This is a genomic window from Bdellovibrio sp. HCB-162 (assembly GCF_047344985.1).
Lineage (GTDB): Bacteria > Bdellovibrionota > Bdellovibrionia > Bdellovibrionales > Bdellovibrionaceae > Bdellovibrio.
This window is the reverse complement of record NZ_CP178861.1, coordinates 447837-468126: the sequence shown is the minus strand read 5'-3', so window position 1 is coordinate 468126 and position 20290 is coordinate 447837. Positions and strand designations below refer to the sequence as shown.

Genomic DNA, 20290 nt, shown 5'->3' with positions numbered 1-20290 from the left:
CAATTAGAAGTTAATACCTGCGCCGATAGTTCCAAAGAACGTCGTCAGCTTCGCGCCAGAGCCATCCGATTTTTTTTCAAAGTAATAATTCTTCGAACCAAAACCGGCTTCACCAAAAAATCGGGGCGTCCACATCACCTTTCCATGAAAGTTGATAACGTAATCGTTACCCAAAGAAATGTCGCTGTCTGTGGAGGAAACGTATTTAATAAATTCCATATCCACCCACTTTGGATAATTCATAAATGGAATTTTGCTAAACCAATAATCCAACACGCGTGGCATTGAGCGGGCCCAGAAAAGACCCACACCTGTTTTTGGAACGGTCAAATCACCGACTTGCATGGATTCATAAGCTAAAATCAAACCCACCGCTTCATCTTTTTCCCATAGGCCCGGATTAAAACGGTAGCGCAGATCCGCTTGCGCTACTTTTAGATCGACGTCTTCACTTGAACCCGTGTCGTCGGAAGCCGGAAGCTTCGTGATTGATGTGAAATAACGAGCGCTCACACCCCATCTTTGTTTTGAAAGATAGTAATTTTGCCAACCAAAGATGTCGTTAAACCACCAAGAAACGTGTCCTTCACCCAACATCACAAAGTCACTGCCGCTGGTAAGAACCCCCGTCAAACGCAAACTCGCCTCACCCGCGCCACCGCGATAAATGTCCAAATAAGACTTGTGCGTTACTTTTTCGCCTGGAATTTCAAGGAAGGCCGTGTTCATCGCAAATTTTTCAGGAGCCGAAAACTCCCAGACCTGCAAATGATCTTCAACATCTTTAACCGTCATTTTGTCCTTCGCCGAATAAGTTCCCAGCAACGATTTATCAGAAATATAACGGCGGTCTTTCTGTCGAGGAGGATCCGTGATTTCCAAGGCATAACTGAAAACCCCGCCGGATTTTCCAGGCAGGATCAAACGCGCATTTTTTTGAACGACGTCGGCCTGCCACAAATCACGAGAAGCTCCAATGGTGCTTTCAAAACCCAAAAATTTTGTGACCTTGCTATAGTCATTGCCAGGAAGAATCTGCGCTTCCGCTTTCAGTGGAGCAGGAAGTTCCCCCGTGAGAGTCACCTGACCTTCTTTTTCAGATTCAATCATGTCTTTGATAACAGGAGAAATTGGTTCAGAAACGAATTCATAAGTAGCATTATTATTCAGTGTCGCCAGGAACTGAACCGGGGCACCAACTGCGACCTCTTCGACACCTTTTAATTTCTTTTCTTCGTTTTGAATAATCACGCGAGCCGTGGCTTCTGATTTAGCCGGTCCCATTTGCATGCTAGATTCTTTGATTTCAATTCCGTACCACGCAGTACAAAGACTGGAATAACCTTTTTCGACTTCAGAACGTAGACAGAAACGAAAATGCTCGCCATCTTTCCATTGCGGAGCTTTTGCTCCTTTTAGATCTTTAAACGACCAAACGCCTGTGCCCTCGACCTTCTGTTTCCACAGTTCTTTTCCCTGCTGATTGATGACGGTGATTTCGCCACCTGGAACTAACTCCGGATTCCATGTGAAGTTCAAAGATTCATTTTCCAATTTTGCAGAGAAAGAATCGCCATCAAAGACAAGACCGTTGATTTCCAGCGATTTGCCTTTGGATTTTTTTAAATCGTAATCAATCTGCGGATTTTTGATTTTCAATTCTTGATCCATCACCGCAAAGAACAAGGGCTTAGAATACTCTGGAGATTTTTTCTCTGGCGGAGTTTGAGCAAAAGCGAAAGAAATCCCGAAGCTGATGCAAATCAAAGTTGCGAAAACGATCTTCACAGTAACGTCCTTCTTTATTTATCCTTAACAATCAGAATAACCGCCAAACGCAGCTCTGTCCGTTAAATCACAATGAATCAGACTTTGTGCTAGCAAAGAATATGCGTCCATTTTTCCAGGAATTTCCACCCTATCGCCCGATAGTGCGATGCATTTGCATTGCCTCACAGTCCAGCGTGAAATAGCCTCCCTACCGTTTGACACCTAATGGAGGGTTTTCATGAAAAAGCTTATCGTAGCAGCTTTGGTTCTTATCGGTTCTTCTGCAATGGCAGACACAACAGTTTTGAAATGTGTAGTTCCAGAAAGTACTTCTGTGAGCTTGAACATTGATCTTGCTGACGATCAATCAGCAGATTTCGTTATCGTTTCTTTGAATGAAAAGAGCGCTCAATCTGTGTTCTTCTCTCAAATGGATAAAGGCACTGTAGCGGCGCAAATCCAAAATGGTTTCTTGAATCTTTTGGCTTTGACTGACAAATCTTCTCAAGAAGATGGCGTTATCAAAAACACAGGTTTCTTGGGCTTGGGTAAAGAAGCTGATGGTTCTTTCGGTGGTTTCCTTGCAGCTAACGGAAACATCTACCCACTTTCTTGCACAACAAAATAATTTTTTGCTAACAAGAAAAACAAAAAAGGCTCCTCACAAGGGAGCCTTTTTTATTTCTATCTTCCGATCACCGCACCGGCATTGGATTTCAAGCACTGCACTTTGCATTTCTCATCGACGCTGACAAGAGTTCCCGGGATACATGTAAGATAAAGCGGACGTATCAACGACAAAGCCTGTTGATGGCTCACATGTTTTGAACATTGTTTTTTCATGACGTCTTGAACAGACTCGACCTTTCCAGCATACGCCGGAGATTTTAAAGACAGCAAAGCCACAATAAGAAAAATAAATCGGACGATTTTCATCATTAGAAATCCGTCCTTAAACTGAGGTACAAAGTTTTCACTTCGCGATCAGAAGATACAACCGGACCAATGAAGGTCGGTAAATTTGAAAACTGCTGCCAACGAAATCCTGCACGGACCGTTGCAAAGTCCATCCATTTTTTCGTGAAATAAAAGTGATGACCAACCCCGTTGGTGCGATAAAAGCGCGTGAGGTCTTCGTCAGCCGAAGAAAAATAGAGAGAATTCTTAGAACCCTCCAACCACTCATAGCCCGTTGCCCACTGATCTTTTCTATAACGCAAAGAAATCAGAGCAACATGTCCATTGAGCGTGTCGGAATTTTTCGTCGTTCCAAAGCCAGTTCCCGGTCCGTTGAAAAAACCATCGCTCTCTGTTTGATTGAAAGTGTAGTTTAAAGAGACATCAAAATTTCCGCGATCAATTCCTAACATTTCCACAGAAGCGGTAGCCGCACGAGAAGTAATACTTAAATTGGAAGTACCCGCACCTGATGAAAACGGCAGATTGGAAAACTGATAGGCCTGCAGAATAAATCCAAGCTCATCCGTAAAAGATATATTTTTTGAAGAGTAATCCGACTGCAGCGCCACCAAATCAATCAAGGTATTTAAAGAAGTTCCCGTCGGAACTCCCGCGTTGGTGTCAGACTTCGGAGGACTGAGGTTTTCATCATTCGCCCCTGCTCGTCCGCCGTTCACATCACTAAAAGGTGTGTATAAGGCTCGCAGCGCCCATTGATTTCCCTCAGACAATTGCGAATCCAGACGATAGGTCAAGGCCGCGCCATCCAAAGGAGAGTTGTAATTCATTAAAGGATAAGTTCCCTGGCGCGGTCGCATATCCCAATAATTTGTCGGAGAGCCATGCACCGTCGGAAGACGACCTACCGATAACGTCCAAGCACTTTGCGCCGGAGATAAATCCACATACGCCCGTTCAAGATAAATCGTAGACCCCGTATTCCCGTAGGCAACATCCAAGTCATCATTGAATACACCGTCAGATCCTTGCTCTCTCCAGCGATTGAAAAACTTTGTCGCCGTCGTGCGCGAGTAAACTTTGATCTGCGGACTGACTTCTGCATCCGCGTTCAAAGAAAAACGCAAATGCCAATAGTCCAAACCCTTGTGATCTTTAGCGACGGGGTAGGTTTCTTTAACGGCGATATCATTGTAGGAACTCACCAGAGTTCCACTGAAAGAAAAGTAGTTCAAAGTTTGATTGGCTTCGAGTTCCGCAAGTCTTTGCTCAACACTTTTCGCAGGCGCGACCGACGTCATCACCGCTGGCTCTTGCGCCAGGCAAATACTGCTAAGAATGAAAGTGAAAACAAAAATAACTTTCACGATGAACCCCTCATCTTCGGGATTAACATCCTGAAAGGTTCGAATCAATCAGAGGAAAATTACAATTCGGAAAGAATTTCGAGAGAGAAAAAACCAAAAAAAAAAGGGAGCTGAAACAGCTCCCTTTTCTTCTCCGAAAACTCGAAACGATTAACGTTTAGAGTATTGGAATCTACGACGAGCGCCGGCTTTACCGTATTTTTTACGCTCAACCATACGAGGATCACGCATAACGAATCCAGCTTTCTTCAAAGTACCTTTGAATTCAGCGTTGAATGCGATCAATGCACGAGTGATACCCAAACGGATTGCACCAGCTTGTCCAGACTCACCACCACCTGAAACAGTGATTTTAGCGTCGAACTTGCCAAGTTGGCCCAATAGATCAAGAGGCTGTACGATCACCATGCGTGATTGCATACGGCTCAAATAATCATCAGATTTTTTTCCGTTGATTGTGATTGTGCCTTTACCAGGCTTCAAGAAAACGCGCGCTGAGCTCGTTTTTCTTCTTCCAGTTGCATAATAGAATTTATCTGCTGCTGCCATTGTCTACTCCGATTACTTCTTAGTAGGAAGTGTGTAAAGAGCTGGCTTTTGAGCAGCATGAGGATGCTCAGCACCAGTGTACGCCTTCAATTTCATGATAACGTGACGAGAAAGCTTGTTTGTAGGAAGCATTCCGCGCACAGCTTCGTGCATGATGAAAGTAGAATCTTTCTCTTTTGCTTGAGCTGCAGTCATCTCTTTCAAAGAACCGAAGAAACGAGAGTGACGGAAGTACTTCTTGTCATCCCATTTAGTTCCAGAAAGCTCCATTTTGTCCGTGTTAATAACGACAACAAAGTCACCAGTATCAACGTTTGGAGTATAGATAGGCTTGTTTTTACCACGAAGAATGTTAGCAACAGTTGTAGCTACACGACCCACTTTTTGGTCAGCGGCATCAACGATCCACCATTTTCTTTCAACTTCATCTGCTTTTGCATTGAAAGTTTTCATTATAAAGGTCTCCAGTTTCATTTGAACGCATCAGTTTTACCGTCTGTGCATTCGGCAAAAATATGTTTGAGTTTAACAACGGGCTCTTACACTATTTTGCGGGAAGGGATGTTTTAAAGTTCTATACACCGGTTGTCAAGGTCCTGAGGATAATAAACTCTCATCAAATAAAGGCCCTGAGCTGGCGCCGGAGGACCGGCCTGGCGGCGATCCATAGCACTAATTATCTCCGCCATTTTACTAGGGTTTTCGCCTTTGCGCTCAAGCATTAGCGAGGTTCCCACGATATTGCGAACCATTTGCTTTAAAAAGCCATCGCCCGTGATATCGAACTGCAAAACATCGGGACGGCGCCATTTCCAGTCGGCCTGGAAGATCTCGCGGACCGTGTCTTTAATAGGTGTTCCGACCGATTGAAAGCTCTTAAAGTCATGATTTCCCAAGAGAAATTTAGAACTCGCCTGCAGATGTTCAAGGCTCACGTCCTTCCGAACCCAATCGGCGTAACGGTTCATGTGAGCACTCGGGCGAGGACGATTCAGAATCAAATAACGGTAAGTCTTGTGGGTCGCTGATAAAGTGGCATGAAACTCTTCGGGAGCGATCCACGCCTTTTTCACGACAATAGAAGGAGGCAAATGAGAATTCAGGGCCCAACAAATGTCCCATTTCTTAGCCGGATCAATCTTGCGATGCGTAGAAAAGTGGCAAACTTGGTTCAAAGCATGGACGCCTGCATCCGTGCGACCCGAGGCAAAAAGCGTGATCTTTTCGTTAAAGACTCTCTCTAAAGCCTTTTCGATCACGTGAGCCACTGAAATTTGGTCTTCTTGTTTTTGCTTCTGCCAGCCGCAGAACCCGGTCCCGTCATAGGCGACGGTAAAGCGCACTTTTGTAGTCATGGCGGGAAAGTACCAGCTTCGCCTCGTCTTCACAAGGGACCCGGTACCTTTTTCTTTTACGGAGTCTTCGGTTGTGCCGGAGCCTCTGGAGCTGGAGCTTGTGCTGGTGGTTGAGTCGATGACTTACAAATCTCGATTGTCGTACCTACGTCAACAACGGAGTAAATCTCACGAATCTCTTCGTTCGTTACAGCCATGCAGCCTGCTGTCCAGTTGTACGGATGGAAGCCCTGAACGAATCTTAAGAAATCCGGTCTGTCAGGATTTGGAAAACCGTGAACCATGATATTGCCGCCGGGAGATTTTCCCTTTGAGCGCGCGTATTCCGTATCGGCTTTGTTTGGATAAGAAACGTGAAGGCTTAGGTAGTAAGCGCTTTGCGGATTTTTACTGTCGATATAGTAAATGCCTTCAGGAGTTTTTTGGTCGCCTTCGAATTGTTTGTGACCATTGGGTTGAAGACCGAAAGCCACTTTGTAAGTCTTAAGAACCACGTCGTCTTGAATCAGGTAAAGATCCTTACGATCTTTAGAAACCAAAATGCGATCGACTTTCTTTTTGTCTTTGATGAAGCGGCCGAACTGATCCGAGTTCAAGTGAGGAAGAGTGTCGACGACGCGCTTGATATCATCGCAATAACGAGTTTCAGCCAACGCCGTAGAAGCCACCACAAAACTGAGAAGAAAGAATAATGTTTTCATGAGAGCAGAATTTACAGGTCTTCGAAGGTTCCCACAATAAGGCCCTCGCGGAACGGGAAATAAGGAAAGGACCGTCAAAAGAGTCGACACATTCCACGAGCTTCCGAGGGACAATGACGTTTACGACATTGTCCTCTTTTCAGGGTCCCTTGACGAAATACGGCGCTCATCGTACTTCTTGCCATCATTTTAAAAACCTAACCCTTTTAAGGAGTACCTCATGAAAGCATTTATCGTAGCTATGATGTTAGTTGCTGGTCCTGCAATGGCGCAAATCAATGTACAAGACGAAACTATCAGCTCTCGCCCAGACGATTTCGAAGTTGAATTTTTGAGCTGGTGTGAAGACAACAAAGTTATGGGTCAAAATTATTCAACGGGCGCTGTTGAACTTCGCGCTGATTGCTCAACTCAAGGTTTGACTTGCAAGACATACAACATCTTCCGCATGAACAGATCCATCTACACAGCAGCTTGCGTAGAAAAATAATTTAAACTTTCAAAGTTTAAAAAACAAAAAAAACCGCATGAGTTCTTCATGCGGTTTTTTTATTTCTACCAAGTCTGTAGATGGTTCAGAGGCAGGCGGATGATTTTCCACCAAGGATCTTTGTACTGATCCACACCCAAAGAGTCTTTGATGTAGATCCATTTTCCCGTCGATGATTTCACCATACGGAATGTGATGTTGATTTTTGAATCGTTGTTGCGAATGAAGATGTTTGTCTTATAAACGCAGTTGTTCGACACATTTCCTGTGATCATCACGCTCAATGTATCATCTTTTTCTTTAAACTTAGACCAGTGCACGTTGTGCAAGATCGAAGCTTGAGGCTTTTTATTTAAAAGCTCTAAATCCGGAATCGGCAAGATCGGAATTGGAACTGTAATACCGACGCAAGCGACGGCTTCTTTGTATTCTTCGCTGATGTCGATCACGTCATCGCCGACGTTCAACAAAACTTCCGGGAACGACGTTGTTAGGTTTGGATTAAACACCGTCGCAGAGATTTCAGAGTTCCAAGGAATCAATGGCGTGGAAATAAATTTTTGCTGAAGAAGCAAAGACACTCTCACACCTAATAGATCTAATTCCTCGTGAGTGTAGTTCCCATAGTGGTGACCCATTTCGTGAACAAGGATCGCAACAGCTTCGGGAATTGAGACCGGATCGTAACCTTCGGCTTCGCTTTTAGTGTAAAGAAGATCCGAGTTGATGTAGATCGGGCTTCCGACAGTGCTTCCTGTTTTTGCCACACGAACAAGGCCATCGATAATAAAAGAACCTGGAGCATTTTTCTCAGAGGCAAAGATCAGTTGCTTGTTCGCCTTTTCCAAAGACATGTGGTCGTAGATCTCTTGCAAAAGACCGCGCTGGCGTTCGTTGAGTTTGCAGGAATCTGATTTCAAGCAAATCTGAATGTACTTATCGAGTTTCTCGTAAGCATAGAAAACGTTTTTCTCGGCGATACCGCCACCGTTATTTACAAGATCTCCGCCGCGCAAAATTCTTGCGTTGGCAGACACGGCTGAGGCACTCACAATCAGGCTCAGGATAAGAGCGTTCAACTTCGTCATTTAGTCCTCCGATTCCCTCTGAAGTTTAGTAAGAGGAAACAGTTGAAAAGAGAGCGTATAGACTTCAGAAACTTCGCCCTCTTCTAGCAAACTAGCTATTTTTTTACGAGTCTTTAGTAGGATTTCCTTGGCCTGTGGCAATTTTTCCGGGTTCACGGCCATTGTCACAGAGCCGAATTCCCGCGTATTGACGGGATCTCGGTGTAATGATTCTTCCGCCAGGCGCAGATTTTGACTGTGATGCTTTCTAATTGCCGCTGAAGGAATTTCATTAGAAGTTGTTAATGGTTTTACTGTGCGCTCCATGCGCCCGCGCACTTTTTTTATGAGCTCCAATCTAAAGAGGCGCTCTAAAGCGACTTCGGCTTCTTCAATCTTTATATTAAGACGTTCAGCAATCCATTCCGGCTTTGCGGAGTTTGTCTTAAGCTTTGCGAGATTCAGAATCGCTATATAATGCCAATCCGCAATCAGACGAAACGTGTCTTCATCGAGCATGGTGCGATCGTCGACTTCCGTACGTGCCGCGGTTTCTTTGTAGCTCGCCCAAATCTGCTCTTTTTCCAGAGGAGAGATCAAAAGTTTATCCATCACTTTTTGCACATTGGATTTAGAGAGAGATCTTTTTCCAGCGAGAACATCTGAAAGACTTGTCACGCCGACATCTAAATCGCGGGCAAATGCACGGATGGAATAAGCGGAATTGCGCATCTGTCTTTTCGCTAATTCCTGGATTAATAGATTTTTTACAGTCATTTCCATGCCGCATTACTAGCTCAAACCCTGTTTAAATGCAAGCTCTCGGGACGGATTGTCCCGTTTTTAAAAGTCGGGACACTATGTCCCGACCAGGGTCTAGACACCGGAATTCAGGTCGGATACTTCTAGTCGTGTTCCGAGATACGAAACAAAAACAAAACAACCTTATTAAAGGAGAAATGAAAATGAAAAAACTATTTGTAGCAATCGCGTTGGTATTGGGTGCAGCACAAGCTCAAGCATACACGGCTCCAGCATGGGCATGTAACTTGGGTTTCAAAGGAACGGCTCACGGCTTCAAAGTGATCTTGGGTAAATACTCTTACGAAGGCCGCGGTGATTTGAACTGCGTGAGCCTCACAGGTCAAACTGCTCACTACCCTGTGACAGTCTCTATGAAAGCAGCTCCGCTTTCTCCGCAAGTAGCCATCGGTCGCATGGAATTGACAGGTCAAGCGGCAGAGATCGCATTGTTTGACAGCAATCCAGAATCAATCTTGGGCACATACTATGTAGCACAAGCTCAAGGTGCGGTTCTTGGTGGTGTTGGTATCATCACGGCAACTCGCGTAGACCTTCCTGAGATGGCATTGAAAGTGTCTTTGCAATTCGCAAAAGGTCTTGGTGTGAATCTTGGTATCAACCGCATGGAAATCGCGCTTGATCAATCTCGCTAGTCTTTTCTAATTGAGCAAAATGAAAAACCCGAGTGTCACGACGACCTCGGGTTTTTTTGTATTTAAATTTTAGAAAAATCATTTAGTAATCGACCACCACACCGGCGCCAACGATGCTCGATGTGAAATCCAAGTCTTCGTTAAATGTATTCAGATAACGATAATCCAAAGACACCCATAAATTTGAAATGCCGTATTCAGAGCGAAGAGTGAAAGCCGTGTCTCTATTCATCGCAGAGATATTAAACAACATTCCCGCAGCTCCGTAAGCTCCCGGAGTTCCGACCGCTGACGGTGTTTTTCCGTCGTCGCGGAATTCACCCACAGCGACGTAAGTTCCGCCACCCGCGACATAAGGAGCGAGCCATTGGCGTGACATCCACTCCAAACGATAGACGATACCTACGTTTAAAGGAATGGCTACGAAAGTGTATTTTTCTTTCGGAGTCAGTCCGCCCATGGATGCATCCACGAAGCGACCGTTTCCGTGCGCGACTAAGAATCCAACACCGGCTTGCACACCCAATTTTCCGTAACCGGAAAAAGGTTGCCACTCATAATCAAACATCATCACCGGCTGTTGACCGTCAGAGTACATCATCTCAAACGTCGTTCCATCGGCGGCTGTGATTTTTGGCGGGTCCATCATTCCAAAACGGAAGGAACCTGTTTGATCGTACTTGCCAGTCTCTTTTGTTTTATAAACGTAAGCGCCTTCTTTGGTGATGGCGATAAGTCCTTTGGCGGCTTGCGGATGGTGAATGTATTCCACACCACCTTTGGAAGTGCGTTGAACCACATTGGAAGGCTGTGCTTGTTGCACAGGTTTTACTTCGACAACCGGTTCAGCAGGAATCACTGCTGGAGCTTCTTCCACAACAGGGGCTTGCGGTTCTTCTTCAAGTTGCAACTCTTCTTCCAATTTTTTGTCGGACTTAGGTTGCTCGTTCAAATTCACGGTTTCTTTTTTTGCAGGAGCTTCAGGCTCAGAACTTTTGATTTCGTCTTCAATGGACAGAGCTTCCGCTTCATCCGGAGAAGTCGGTGCATTCTGAAGAGTATCAAATTCATTTTCTTCCTGCACAAAAGGAGGTTCTTGCGGAGCAGATTCTTCTTGAGCACGAACGGTATGAAAGGAAACGACGGCAAGCAATGCAACGACGTATTTTGGCCAGGATCTCACAGCTCACCTCGGAATCTTCTTCCCAGAACCAGACGGCGATAAAGTTCGATAATTGAAAGTGTCGCCAAAGATAAGATAACAAGAGTCGTCCAGAATCCAAAAGCCACACTCATGCGTGCAAAAAATAAAAGAGGCCAAAGTCCGACGCGTACAAAGCCTTTGCTTACTTCACTTTCGGCAATGAGATTGGCGTAATAAGGACTGTGCTTGTAATAGAATTTTACAAACGAACGGCCCCAAGAATGCGTGAGTAAGAATTTGTTACGGAAATCTCTAAAGCTTTGAACTTCCGGAGCCATGTCGCTGCCAAAAGCCGCTGTCGCAATAAAACAGTGCTTATCATCAAGAAGACCGATCACTTCCGATGGCGTCGTGCAAAGCTCTGCCACCGTTACTGGAGATCCCGGTGTTCCAGGAATGGGCGTAAAGAAAGAAATAATTCCCGTGGTATCTTGATTCGCCATGACCGTGCAGTAGTGAACGCCATTATCAAGGCCTGTGATGCGATCATCCGCGACCGGAGGATCTGCGGATTTATTTACAGAAACACTGTAGTAAGTTGAAGCGTTGGAAAGACGAGCGAGAATGGCCGTTTCCGCTTCACCCGTCGTTTGTTCTGCCTCAGTGAAGAACACTAGATTTGAATATTCAAGACCCCCTAAAGGGGTTGCCAGTTTTGTTGCAGAAATCACAAGCTCATCAGCATAGATTTTTCCGTCGCCAGGGTAAGCTTTGAAATGACAGAAGCCACTGTTATCCGCTGACGCCGTCGTATTGCAATCTGTGTAGAACCACTCTGTTCCCGGAGTAGTGCTATCAACATAACGAACAGTCACTGTAAATGTTAAAGACTCAGTCGTAGTGGTTCCGTTGCTTGTGGTATCAATTCCAACGGTAAGGTCCTTACTGAAGCTTGCTTTACAATTGCTGTCGTTATTCGCGGCCCCACACAATGTTCCCCAAGGGATTTGTGTATTAAGAATGGTTCCACCATCCTCAACAGTTTGTGTAACGGCGTTTATTTTATCTTCTCCAACCTTTACAAACGGAGAAGGGCTCGTTCCCGCAGCGCCTTGAAAAGACGTACGAATAACAAGATTCAAATTCACATAAGCGTTTGTCTTATTACAAGGCCAAAGCTTCGAGCCACCGATATCAGCACCCGTGCAACTATCACAAGTACTAGTCCCATCCATTCCGGAAGCACAAGTTCCAGCAAAACCACCATAAATCTTAGGCTTAGTAGCATCCGAAATATCTTGATTAGAAGCCCCACTGATAGACACCAAAGTCATCGTGGCAAAGCTAGAAGAAGAAATAAAAAGACCACCAACCAAAGCCATAAAAGCTTTAGCCTTAACAGATCCCATCTGAATTCCAATCCTTGGAAATAGAGCCATACTTAATCGAACCATGCCAAAGTCCGGAAGTCAAAAAAACCCACCCTCCAAGACTTTTGTCGCAACATTCAGAGACGTTCAAAACAAGATCCAGATACGTGAGCTCTCGGTACGTCAGTGTGGGTGTAGGAGCCTTAGGCACTCCCTCTCCGTCAGACACGGCATCCTGCCTCGCCGCGCTTTGATACGACATCGTGTCGGCGCGGAGGTCTGACTCCGCGGAAGTGCCTAAGGCTCCTACACCCACACTGCCGACGAAGTTCAGTAACTAGAACATTATTTTGTAGCTTGAAAATCGCGCTATTTGAGGACACATCAACATGTCCCAAGCGAGATGGATTTAAATTGCCGAGACGCTTTTGGAGATAGTTGCGTTCGGAATTTAACCAGCTAAATCCCTTACCTATTCGGGCATCGCGAGTTCCGCAGCAGCAGATCCCAAAGGGATCGCGTCCGCGAGGACTGTCTGAGCAGTGACCGGATAGGTAAGGGATTTAGCTGGTTAAATTCCGCACCCGGAACTAACTAAAAAAGATCTTCTCCGCGATTTGAATTCCATTGAGGGCTGCACCTTTGCGGATGTTGTCTGATACGACCCACATTAGGTACATTTTTGGGTTTTCTGGGTCGCGGTGGACGCGGCCTACGTAAACCGGGTCTTTTCCGGAAACGTCTCTTGCTAATGGGTAGACGCTTTTCTTTGGTTCGTCTTGGACGACGATGCCTTCAAATCCTGAAAGAGCTGTCATCACTTCGTCGCGATTTGCGGCTCTGTTGAGTGTGACCCATACGGATTCACTGTGCGCATTCAATGCTGGGATACGCACTGTGAATGCTGAAACTTTTAGGTTTTCCTGGCCTAAAATTTTTCTGGTCTCTTTCATGATTTTGACTTCTTCACTGCAGTAACCATCATCACCGAACGAGCCGATTTGTGGGATGCAGTTGAACAAGATCGTGTGCGGGAATGTTTTTGGATCTTGAGGTTTGTCGTGGTTCGCTGTTTGTTCAAGAAGTTCGTCGTAACCACCTTGACCGGCGCCGCTCACCGCTTGATATGTACTGACTCGCACTTCTTCCAAACCGAATTTTTCTTGAAGAGGTTTCAACGCGACTACCAACTGAATTGTTGAACAGTTGGGATTTGCGATAATCTGTGGTTTTGAATTTTTATCGACCAGGTGGCCATTCACTTCGGGAACGACCAACACTGTGTTCGGGTCCATGCGGAAGGCGGCTGAGTTATCCACTGCAAACGCTCCGGCTTTCACTGCCTTTGGAGCCCATTCTTTAGAGATGTCATCTCCGGAAGAAAAGAAAACTAAATCGAGGCCGTCGAAACATCCTTCTTTTAAAACTTGCACGGGCCAAGCCTTGCCTTGCAGCTCGATCTTTTTTCCCAATGAGTTTTCGGAAGCAAAAGGGCGCAGTTCCTCGATTGGGAACTCGCGCTCTGCTAAGATGTTCATGAACGTTTGGCCGACCATTCCGGTCGCGCCGACCACTCCGACTTTAAGTTTTCTTTTCATCTTTCTTGGCCTCTTCTTCCTCTTCTTCGAGGACTAAGTCGCTCTCGTGCACTTGTGCTGGAGCGTACACACTCGGCTTAATCTTACGAATATTTTTACCAAGTCTGAAGATACCAAAGACTGCGCCCAATGCGGCATAGCCCATGAAAAGAACAAAGAGCATCACTTCAGGACGAAGTGCTACGACAACCAACACACCGACACCCAAGATGAGGTAACGGAATGGCAGGCGCTCTTTCAAATCCAAATCTTTAAAGCTGCGGAAGCGGAAATTGCTGACCATCACAAGGGCCAATAAAATCGTCATGATCAAAAGACCATAGTTACCAAGCGGTTCTAGTTCCAAATCTTGGAATGCCAAAACAGACGACGCCACGATACCTGCGGCCATGGGAATTGGCAGACCTTGGAAATAGTTTTTCTCAACCACATTGGCTTGCACGTTAAAGCGCGCCAAACGAAGAGCACCACAAGCGACAAACAAGAAGCACGCCACCCAACCCAAACGGCCGAACGGTTGCAAAGCCCATAAGAACAACAAAACGCCCGGAGCCATACCGAAGCTCACAAGGTCACACAAAGAATCGTATTCAGCACCGAACTTACTTGTTGAACGAGTCAAACGCGCCAAGCGACCGTCAAGCTGGTCAAATACCGCCGCGACAACAATCGCGTAAGCTGCGTAAAGATAATTTCCTTTGATGGATTGAATTACTGCGAAGAAACCGGAAAACAAATTTCCCGTCGTCATCAAGTTTGGAAGGATGTAAATGTACATCGCCAAACGTTGTGCTCTAACATCTTCAGAATCTAATTGAGTTTCAATAGCCATAAATCTCCGACAACTTGCTGCTGTTCAAAAAGGTTCAGCCGCAAGGCGGAGGGGTTTATCCGCAACGGAGGCGTACTCAATGTACGTCGGAGTGTAGGATAAGACCCGACAACGCAGTCGGATGGGCCTTTTTCAACAGCAGCCTAGCCGACAATGGTGAAAAATCCAAAGAAATAAAACAAGATCGTAAGGCCGACGGCGCTCATCAGAGGAAGAGTCAAATTGTCATCGAGTTTTCCGATTGGAATCAACTCTGCAAACGCTCCCACGAGGCCCGCAAAAAGACTCACCACAATAAGACGATCCATTAAGTAATTATGATAGAGCAAATAGAGGAATGTCACACCCGCGCACACGAAGAACGCAGCCATGAATCCTTGAATGGATTTGTGGCCAAAGATTTTGTCTTTACCATACAAGATTCCAAAATAACTTGCGATCGGATCAGCGAAAGCCAAGAACAACAAAGTCAAAGCCACGATCTGACGAGGGAACAAAATATCAACAGCCAAAACGCCCGTTAAAAGGAAAGTTGTCCCTGCGAGCTTTTTCACTTCGCTTTGACGCATGATTGGTTTGAACGCGTGAACAGCCCAATCATTCAAAGCTGCGTTTTTTTGACGCAAAAAATCGAAAGGAACAAAAAGAGCCCATGCAATTACCAGGATCGTCATGGACACCGCTGGCGGCAGATAGACATAAGCGAGGAACATCGTGAAGACTCCCGACATATGCCAAATCTTTCGAGCATAATGAATGTCCGAACGTTTTTTTAAATCCACTGGTTGTAAAAATCCTTCAAGCATCATCAATCTATTCCAACCGTTTTAGCCTCTGCAGCAGTGTTGTCAAATGGACGCAGACGAGCACAACGCGGCTAACTTAAAGGCAGAGGGAGGGAATATCAATTCAATTGATACTACTCTAGCGACACGCATTAAGATATTGATTTGTTTATGTTAAATTTGTGAAGAACGCACGCGGATGACCTCTTCCACGGCTTTTCCGGAGCGTTCGCGATAACGAATCGCAATTTCATTGTCGCCCTTTTGCAGCTGGATGAGGTCGGTTTGATATTTGTCAGCCCCGCTGATGAAAACGGAAGCCGTGTAACCATTGCTCTTGTTGACGATTTCAATGTCGCCATCTTTGAAGTTTTTAAGACAGTTTTTTCCCTGAAATTGGACAAAGCCACCAGAGACATCCAACTTGTTCAAAGCCTTCTTTGCACAGCTCACATCATAGTGAGTGAAGTGCGAAATAGCCGGAGCCATCGCCGCCGCCGCTGTCACAGCAGGAATGCTGGCAGGACGACGCTCGCCGATTGTTGTCGCGGAATTTTGCGCAAGTTCATCGTTAGAAAATTCATCGTTGGCCGTCAGCGTGTGAAACGTCGGAATTCCCATTAAGAGAACCAAAACAAGAGTGATAAAAAGAAACTGCGTGTCTGTTGGCTGACGTTTAAACATATCCTCCTACATCGGCGCTTCGAGGCAGGACTTTAGCTGTGTCAAAATGAGAATACCGGCGATTTATCCGCTTTTTGACTCAAGTGTTTCCATATTTCTTCCGTATTTTAGTCTAGTAAATTTCGGGGGAAAGTTACTATGACCAAACGTATTCTCAAAAGGATCCGCAATTTCCGCGTCCTCTCAGGTCTATTGATCACTTTCCTCACTATTTTGAGTTTCCAAAACTGTGCTCCACAAAGCCAAATGTGCACCAGCTCCGGTGCCGATTGCAGTACCGAAAGCGCAAGTTCTAGTCCTTCGACAGATAAGGGTTCCGTCTGGGGCAGCCGTCCCGGCAATGGCAATTCCTCGGGAGTGGGCGTGGGTAGCGGCTCTGGCGGCAGTGGCTCTGTCAACATCGGCTCCAGCGGAAGCGGTGGTTCAGCGACGGGCGGCGGAGGAGTTTCTGTCGGAAGTGGTGGCTCTTCAGGGGGAACTTCTTCTGGTGGCGGCGGTGTCACAGCTGGAGGCAGTGGCAGCACAACAAACACAAGTTTCCGTTTCACAAAACAGCCGCAAAGCGTTTCGGTGATAGAAGGTGCAAGCTTCACTATTGATGCGACTGTGTCTGGCGGAACTTATCCTTACACTTATCAATGGTACAAAGACAATCAAGCGATCGGTAACGGCATGGGTGAGTACAGCTCTTACTTCGACACCGCTTATTCCTACAGCAAAGAAGGCAACTATCACATTGTTGTCAAGGACGCCAAAGGCCAGAGCATTCAAAGCTCGATTGCGCGCGTGACGGTGCAAGAACAGGCGGGCAACTGCCCTGCAGGTTCTTATTTCACTTTCACCAACGCCACGTATGACAGTGGCTATGGATATTTCGCTGACTACTTTGATAGTCCGCGCGGAAAATATTTATTGCATCAAAGCTACGATACGATGAATTTCCTTTATCAGTATCGCAGTTACACGAAGCTTTACGATTACAATGTGCCAAGCACTCTCGCTTATGTCGCGAAAACTTATATCAGTTGTCGCACAGAAATTCCGCGCATTCACACGCCAACACCCAATCCGTCTTATGATGGCGACTGGGGTTACGGCAATCGCTTTAATGACAACGGTTATTGGACGTATCAAGGTGCTGTGAATTTCGAGTGTCACAACAAACGATTGAAATTGATTTCAAACACTTGTAAGTGGGTGCAAAATCCTAATTACAACAATGGCGGCGGCGGCTAGTTACGCCCTGTTCTTGTCTATCACGGCTCCTAAGATTAATAAAAATGCCAGAAGCCGAATCACAAAAATATAGGTGTGAACCTCGTTCTGTATTTGTATAAACAGAAAAAACCATCGTTCAATGGCCAGCAAAAAGAAAGCGGCGGCAAAGATCGCAAAAAAGCGGTCTTTGGTTTTCCGCCAAAACTTCAAAAAGAAAATGCCTGCGACGAACGAAGCCATCATCACAGCGCCATAAATAAAATTATTTAAATCAACCTTGTCCATACTACACCGTATCCCAAATCAAACCGTAAAGCAGAACCGCCATAGCTATTAAAGACGAAAACGCCCGCACCGTCGTGAGGTCATAGTTGGGGCCCAGGCTGAAATCGATCGAAAGAAGAATATTATTAATAGCAATACCGACAAAACAGATGCTGCTCCATAATAACAATCTTGTACGGTTTTGCCGGTAGGCCCGCAAAAGAACTATGGCCACGCCAAGGCTCATCAACGAACAAAGCATGTAGACAAAATAAACCATAGCTAATCCTTCTTAATTTTAAATGCATTCGCGAAGTCTCGAATGCTATCCATGGGTTGAGCGTAAATACTGCTAATTGTGCTGGAGCGACGATGAGCGTAGAGGACCTCAAGATCACCGATGATCCGTACGACATCTGGTTCGTCAGTCAAACGGAAGCTGTCCGTTCTTTCATCGGGAACAACCAACTTCACACTGGCAAGTTCATGGAGCTGTGCCGCTGCATAAGAATTGTTTGTGCGCATTTCTCCACTTAACTCTGCGGCAGTCCAAGAGCGAGAGGGATTTTGTTTTAACAATAAAAGCAATTCCAAGAGAGACACAGAAGAAATATATTTTCTTATGAATTCGCGGATTTCATAGGGGATTTCACTCGACACTTCGCTCCCCTTCTTCTTTGTCACGTTTAGGTACAAGCTTTATAAGATGTTCTATCAGAGTGTTGAATTCAACAGGCTTTGAAAGGTGATCATCACAACCAGCTTCAATGCTTTTATCTTTTTCTTCGTTTAAAGCGTGGGCAGTTAAAGCAATGATAGGTGTTTTATTGCCTTGAGCCCGCAACTGTCGGGTGGCTTCATAGCCATCCATTAATGGCATTTGAATATCCATCAAGATAGCATCGAAATTTCCAGCCAAAGCCTTTTCTACGCCTTCGTGTCCATTGTCTGCGACCTCGACTTGAGCGCCTGCAAGATTTAAGAAATGCACCATCAATGCCTGATTGTCGACAACGTCTTCCACTAAAAGAATGCGCATGGATTTCAAGCGACCATCGCCACGCTTTGGAAATTTTTTGGATTTTCGATTTGTCGCTGTTGCCAATTTGTTTACAAAAGCTGTGTCCGGTAAGGCCGGGGCTTCAACAATAACCAAGAAATTGCTACCGCGCCCTTGTTCACTGCTTACCAAAGAAATGTCGCCGTCCATGGCCCGCGCCAATTGTCGTGATAAAGCCAGTCCCAACCCGGTCCCACCAAACTTGCGTGTGGTAGAACTGTCCCCTTGAACGAAAGGTTGAAAAAGATTTTCGGCATGTTCGCGGGAAATTCCAACGCCTGTATCATTGATTCGAAATTCCATTCTGTCTTTTTCACCCGGATGCTCCTTCGCATGCCACGCCACGTTGACTTCAACGAATCCGCGTTGTGTAAATTTAATAGCGTTACCAATAAGATTCAGAAGAATCTGGCGCAGTCTTGTTGGATCAGAAATGATTGTCCGGGGAATTTCCGTGTCTAAGCCAAAACGGAGCTCCAGTCCCTTGTCCATTGCCTGCAACTGCAACAGGTTTTTGAGGTCATCCAAAAGAATCGGCACATCGACAGCGACTTTTTCCATTTGCATGTGACCGGACTCCACTTTGGAGATATCCAAAATTTCATCGATGATTTTAAGCAACTGGCTGGCATTTCTTTGCACGGTGTGAATACAGTTCACACGTTCTTCGGGGGTTTGATTCGGATCCAGCATCAGCTCTGTAAAACCAAGGATTGCATTCATCGGTGTGCGAATTTCGTGGCTCATGTTTGCCAAAAAGCTGGTCTTTGAATGGCTGGCCGCTTTGGCTTGTTTTTCAGCCTCAATGAGTTTTAATTCTGCGATCTTGCGATCATTGATGTCGGTACAAGTTCCCAACCAACTTCCTACTTGTCCACCGGGAGTGAGTTCGGCAACGACTTTCACCCAGAACCAGTGCCACTCTCCCTGCTGGTTGCGTACTTTCATTTCGACATCAAAGGGTTTTCCTTCCGACATCGAATCCAACCAGGTCTTTAAAAACAGTCTGAGGTCCTCTGGCTGCATGGCGGTCTGCCATTTATCACCGGAACTTTGTTCTAAGGTAAGGCCCGTATAATCCGTCCAGCCTTTATTTACATAATCCAGATTTCCATCGCTACGAGCACGCCACACCATGTGCGGAATGGCGTCGGCTAAATTGCGATACCGTTTCAGACTTTCATTTTCCAGCTCCGCCAAACGAAAGTAACGTTCTCGTCTTTCACTTTCACGAATTCTTTCGGCTTGTTGTTGCAGTTGTCGCGATTTTCTAAATAATTCCAAAAACACGCTGGCTTTGGCTCTTAAAATCTGCGGCTCAAATGGTTTAAAGATATAGTCCACTGCTCCGGATTCATAACCGCGATAGATATAGCGGTCGTCTTTGTTAATCGCCGTAACAAAAATAATCGGTGTTAATTTATATTTTTCATTCTGACGAATACGCTGCGCTGTTTGAAAGCCGTCCATTTCCGGCATCTGCACGTCGAGCAAGATCAAGCCGAAATCATAGTGCCCCAACAGGTCCAAAGCTTCTTGACCTGACTGGGCTTTCACTAAGTTGATGTCAGGCATATTCAAGACGGCCTCAAGCGCAATCAGACCGTCAATCCTGTCATCCACAATGAGAATGTCTACGATGTTTGACGTTTTTTCCATTC

23 protein-coding genes are annotated in these 20290 nt (G+C 45.6%); 4 read left to right on the top strand and 19 right to left on the bottom strand.

Features of this window, described 5'->3' with window-relative positions:
- Window positions 1-3 precede the first annotated feature (3 nt).
- A complete protein-coding gene (locus ACLSSO_RS02335; protein WP_413943937.1) occupies window positions 4-1788 on the bottom strand; it encodes a hypothetical protein in 1785 nt (594 codons plus the stop codon).
- A gap of 220 nt (window positions 1789-2008) precedes the next feature.
- Here ACLSSO_RS02335 and ACLSSO_RS02330 point away from each other — a divergent pair, with 220 nt between their 5' ends.
- Complete coding sequence (locus tag ACLSSO_RS02330; RefSeq protein ID WP_295900077.1) at window positions 2009-2398, top strand: hypothetical protein; 390 nt, start codon at window positions 2009-2011, stop codon at window positions 2396-2398.
- 56 nt (window positions 2399-2454) lie between these two features.
- Here the strand turns inward: ACLSSO_RS02330 and ACLSSO_RS02325 are convergent, their stop codons facing one another.
- From ACLSSO_RS02325 to ACLSSO_RS02300, 6 genes are all read right to left on the bottom strand, one after another.
- The gene (locus tag ACLSSO_RS02325) at window positions 2455-2709 is read right to left on the bottom strand and encodes a hypothetical protein (protein ID WP_295900078.1); all 255 of its coding nucleotides are present in this window, start codon (window positions 2707-2709) and stop codon (window positions 2455-2457) included.
- Complete coding sequence (locus ACLSSO_RS02320; RefSeq protein ID WP_413943936.1) at window positions 2709-4055, bottom strand: DUF3373 family protein; 1347 nt, start codon at window positions 4053-4055, stop codon at window positions 2709-2711. Before ACLSSO_RS02320 ends, ACLSSO_RS02325 begins: the two co-directional genes overlap by 1 nt.
- Before the next feature lie 150 nt (window positions 4056-4205).
- Complete coding sequence (gene rpsI, locus ACLSSO_RS02315) at window positions 4206-4604, bottom strand: 30S ribosomal protein S9 (RefSeq protein WP_295900080.1); 399 nt, start codon at window positions 4602-4604, stop codon at window positions 4206-4208.
- Between the two features lie 12 nt (window positions 4605-4616).
- Window positions 4617-5057 carry a 50S ribosomal protein L13 gene (gene rplM, locus ACLSSO_RS02310; RefSeq protein WP_367276354.1) on the bottom strand — a complete coding sequence of 147 codons (441 nt, stop codon included), beginning with the start codon at window positions 5055-5057 and terminating at the stop codon, window positions 4617-4619.
- Window positions 5058-5170: 113 nt separating this feature from the next.
- Window positions 5171-5959, bottom strand: a complete 789-nt coding sequence (gene truA / locus ACLSSO_RS02305; protein WP_413943935.1) for a tRNA pseudouridine(38-40) synthase TruA — start codon at window positions 5957-5959, stop codon at window positions 5171-5173.
- A 56-nt stretch (window positions 5960-6015) separates the two neighbouring features.
- A complete protein-coding gene (locus ACLSSO_RS02300; RefSeq protein ID WP_413943934.1) occupies window positions 6016-6660 on the bottom strand; it encodes a L,D-transpeptidase family protein in 645 nt (214 codons plus the stop codon).
- Window positions 6661-6880: 220 nt separating this feature from the next.
- Between ACLSSO_RS02300 and ACLSSO_RS02295 the strand changes: the two genes are divergently transcribed.
- The gene (locus tag ACLSSO_RS02295; RefSeq protein ID WP_295900083.1) at window positions 6881-7150 is read left to right on the top strand and encodes a hypothetical protein; all 270 of its coding nucleotides are present in this window, start codon (window positions 6881-6883) and stop codon (window positions 7148-7150) included.
- 65 nt (window positions 7151-7215) lie between these two features.
- Here ACLSSO_RS02295 and ACLSSO_RS02290 read toward each other — a convergent pair whose 3' ends face one another.
- On the bottom strand, window positions 7216-8238 hold the full coding sequence (locus ACLSSO_RS02290) for a hypothetical protein (protein ID WP_413943933.1): 1023 nt from the start codon (window positions 8236-8238) through the stop codon (window positions 7216-7218).
- Complete coding sequence (locus tag ACLSSO_RS02285) at window positions 8239-9000, bottom strand: DUF4423 domain-containing protein (RefSeq protein WP_413943932.1); 762 nt, start codon at window positions 8998-9000, stop codon at window positions 8239-8241. It abuts the gene before it with no gap.
- 182 nt (window positions 9001-9182) lie between these two features.
- Between ACLSSO_RS02285 and ACLSSO_RS02280 the strand changes: the two genes are divergently transcribed.
- Entirely contained in the window at window positions 9183-9674 is a 492-nt protein-coding gene (locus tag ACLSSO_RS02280; protein ID WP_295900086.1) for a hypothetical protein, read from the top strand.
- Between the two features lie 82 nt (window positions 9675-9756).
- On the opposite strand, the gene ACLSSO_RS02275 is transcribed toward ACLSSO_RS02280, so the two are convergent.
- From ACLSSO_RS02275 to ACLSSO_RS02250, 6 genes are all read right to left on the bottom strand, one after another.
- A complete protein-coding gene (locus ACLSSO_RS02275; RefSeq protein ID WP_413943931.1) occupies window positions 9757-10857 on the bottom strand; it encodes a hypothetical protein in 1101 nt (366 codons plus the stop codon).
- Window positions 10854-12227 carry a CFI-box-CTERM domain-containing protein gene (locus tag ACLSSO_RS02270; RefSeq protein ID WP_295900088.1) on the bottom strand — a complete coding sequence of 458 codons (1374 nt, stop codon included), beginning with the start codon at window positions 12225-12227 and terminating at the stop codon, window positions 10854-10856. The genes ACLSSO_RS02275 and ACLSSO_RS02270 overlap by 4 nt, the downstream gene beginning before the upstream one ends.
- Before the next feature lie 551 nt (window positions 12228-12778).
- Window positions 12779-13786 carry an aspartate-semialdehyde dehydrogenase gene (locus ACLSSO_RS02265; protein ID WP_295900089.1) on the bottom strand — a complete coding sequence of 336 codons (1008 nt, stop codon included), beginning with the start codon at window positions 13784-13786 and terminating at the stop codon, window positions 12779-12781.
- Entirely contained in the window at window positions 13770-14618 is an 849-nt protein-coding gene (gene pssA, locus ACLSSO_RS02260) for a CDP-diacylglycerol--serine O-phosphatidyltransferase (RefSeq protein ID WP_295900090.1), read from the bottom strand. The genes ACLSSO_RS02265 and pssA overlap by 17 nt, the downstream gene beginning before the upstream one ends.
- 143 nt (window positions 14619-14761) lie before the next feature.
- A complete protein-coding gene (locus ACLSSO_RS02255; RefSeq protein ID WP_413943930.1) occupies window positions 14762-15349 on the bottom strand; it encodes a diacylglycerol/polyprenol kinase family protein in 588 nt (195 codons plus the stop codon).
- Between the two features lie 228 nt (window positions 15350-15577).
- The gene (locus tag ACLSSO_RS02250; RefSeq protein ID WP_295900093.1) at window positions 15578-16087 is read right to left on the bottom strand and encodes a hypothetical protein; all 510 of its coding nucleotides are present in this window, start codon (window positions 16085-16087) and stop codon (window positions 15578-15580) included.
- A gap of 138 nt (window positions 16088-16225) precedes the next feature.
- Between ACLSSO_RS02250 and ACLSSO_RS02245 the strand changes: the two genes are divergently transcribed.
- On the top strand, window positions 16226-17323 hold the full coding sequence (locus tag ACLSSO_RS02245; RefSeq protein WP_413943929.1) for a hypothetical protein: 1098 nt from the start codon (window positions 16226-16228) through the stop codon (window positions 17321-17323).
- Here ACLSSO_RS02245 and ACLSSO_RS02240 read toward each other — a convergent pair whose 3' ends face one another.
- Genes ACLSSO_RS02240 through ACLSSO_RS02225 form a run of 4 tightly spaced genes read right to left on the bottom strand, consistent with a single transcriptional unit; the run spans window position 17324 to window position 20288 of the window.
- The gene (locus ACLSSO_RS02240) at window positions 17324-17590 is read right to left on the bottom strand and encodes a DUF5985 family protein (RefSeq protein ID WP_295900095.1); all 267 of its coding nucleotides are present in this window, start codon (window positions 17588-17590) and stop codon (window positions 17324-17326) included. It abuts the gene before it with no gap.
- 1 nt (window position 17591) lies between these two features.
- Window positions 17592-17849 carry a DUF5985 family protein gene (locus ACLSSO_RS02235; RefSeq protein WP_295900096.1) on the bottom strand — a complete coding sequence of 86 codons (258 nt, stop codon included), beginning with the start codon at window positions 17847-17849 and terminating at the stop codon, window positions 17592-17594.
- 2 nt (window positions 17850-17851) lie between these two features.
- Window positions 17852-18229, bottom strand: coding sequence for a hypothetical protein (locus ACLSSO_RS02230; protein WP_295900097.1), 378 nt, complete (start codon window positions 18227-18229; stop codon window positions 17852-17854).
- Complete coding sequence (locus ACLSSO_RS02225) at window positions 18219-20288, bottom strand: response regulator (RefSeq protein ID WP_413943928.1); 2070 nt, start codon at window positions 20286-20288, stop codon at window positions 18219-18221. The genes ACLSSO_RS02230 and ACLSSO_RS02225 overlap by 11 nt, the downstream gene beginning before the upstream one ends.
- Window positions 20289-20290: the final 2 nt, after the last annotated feature.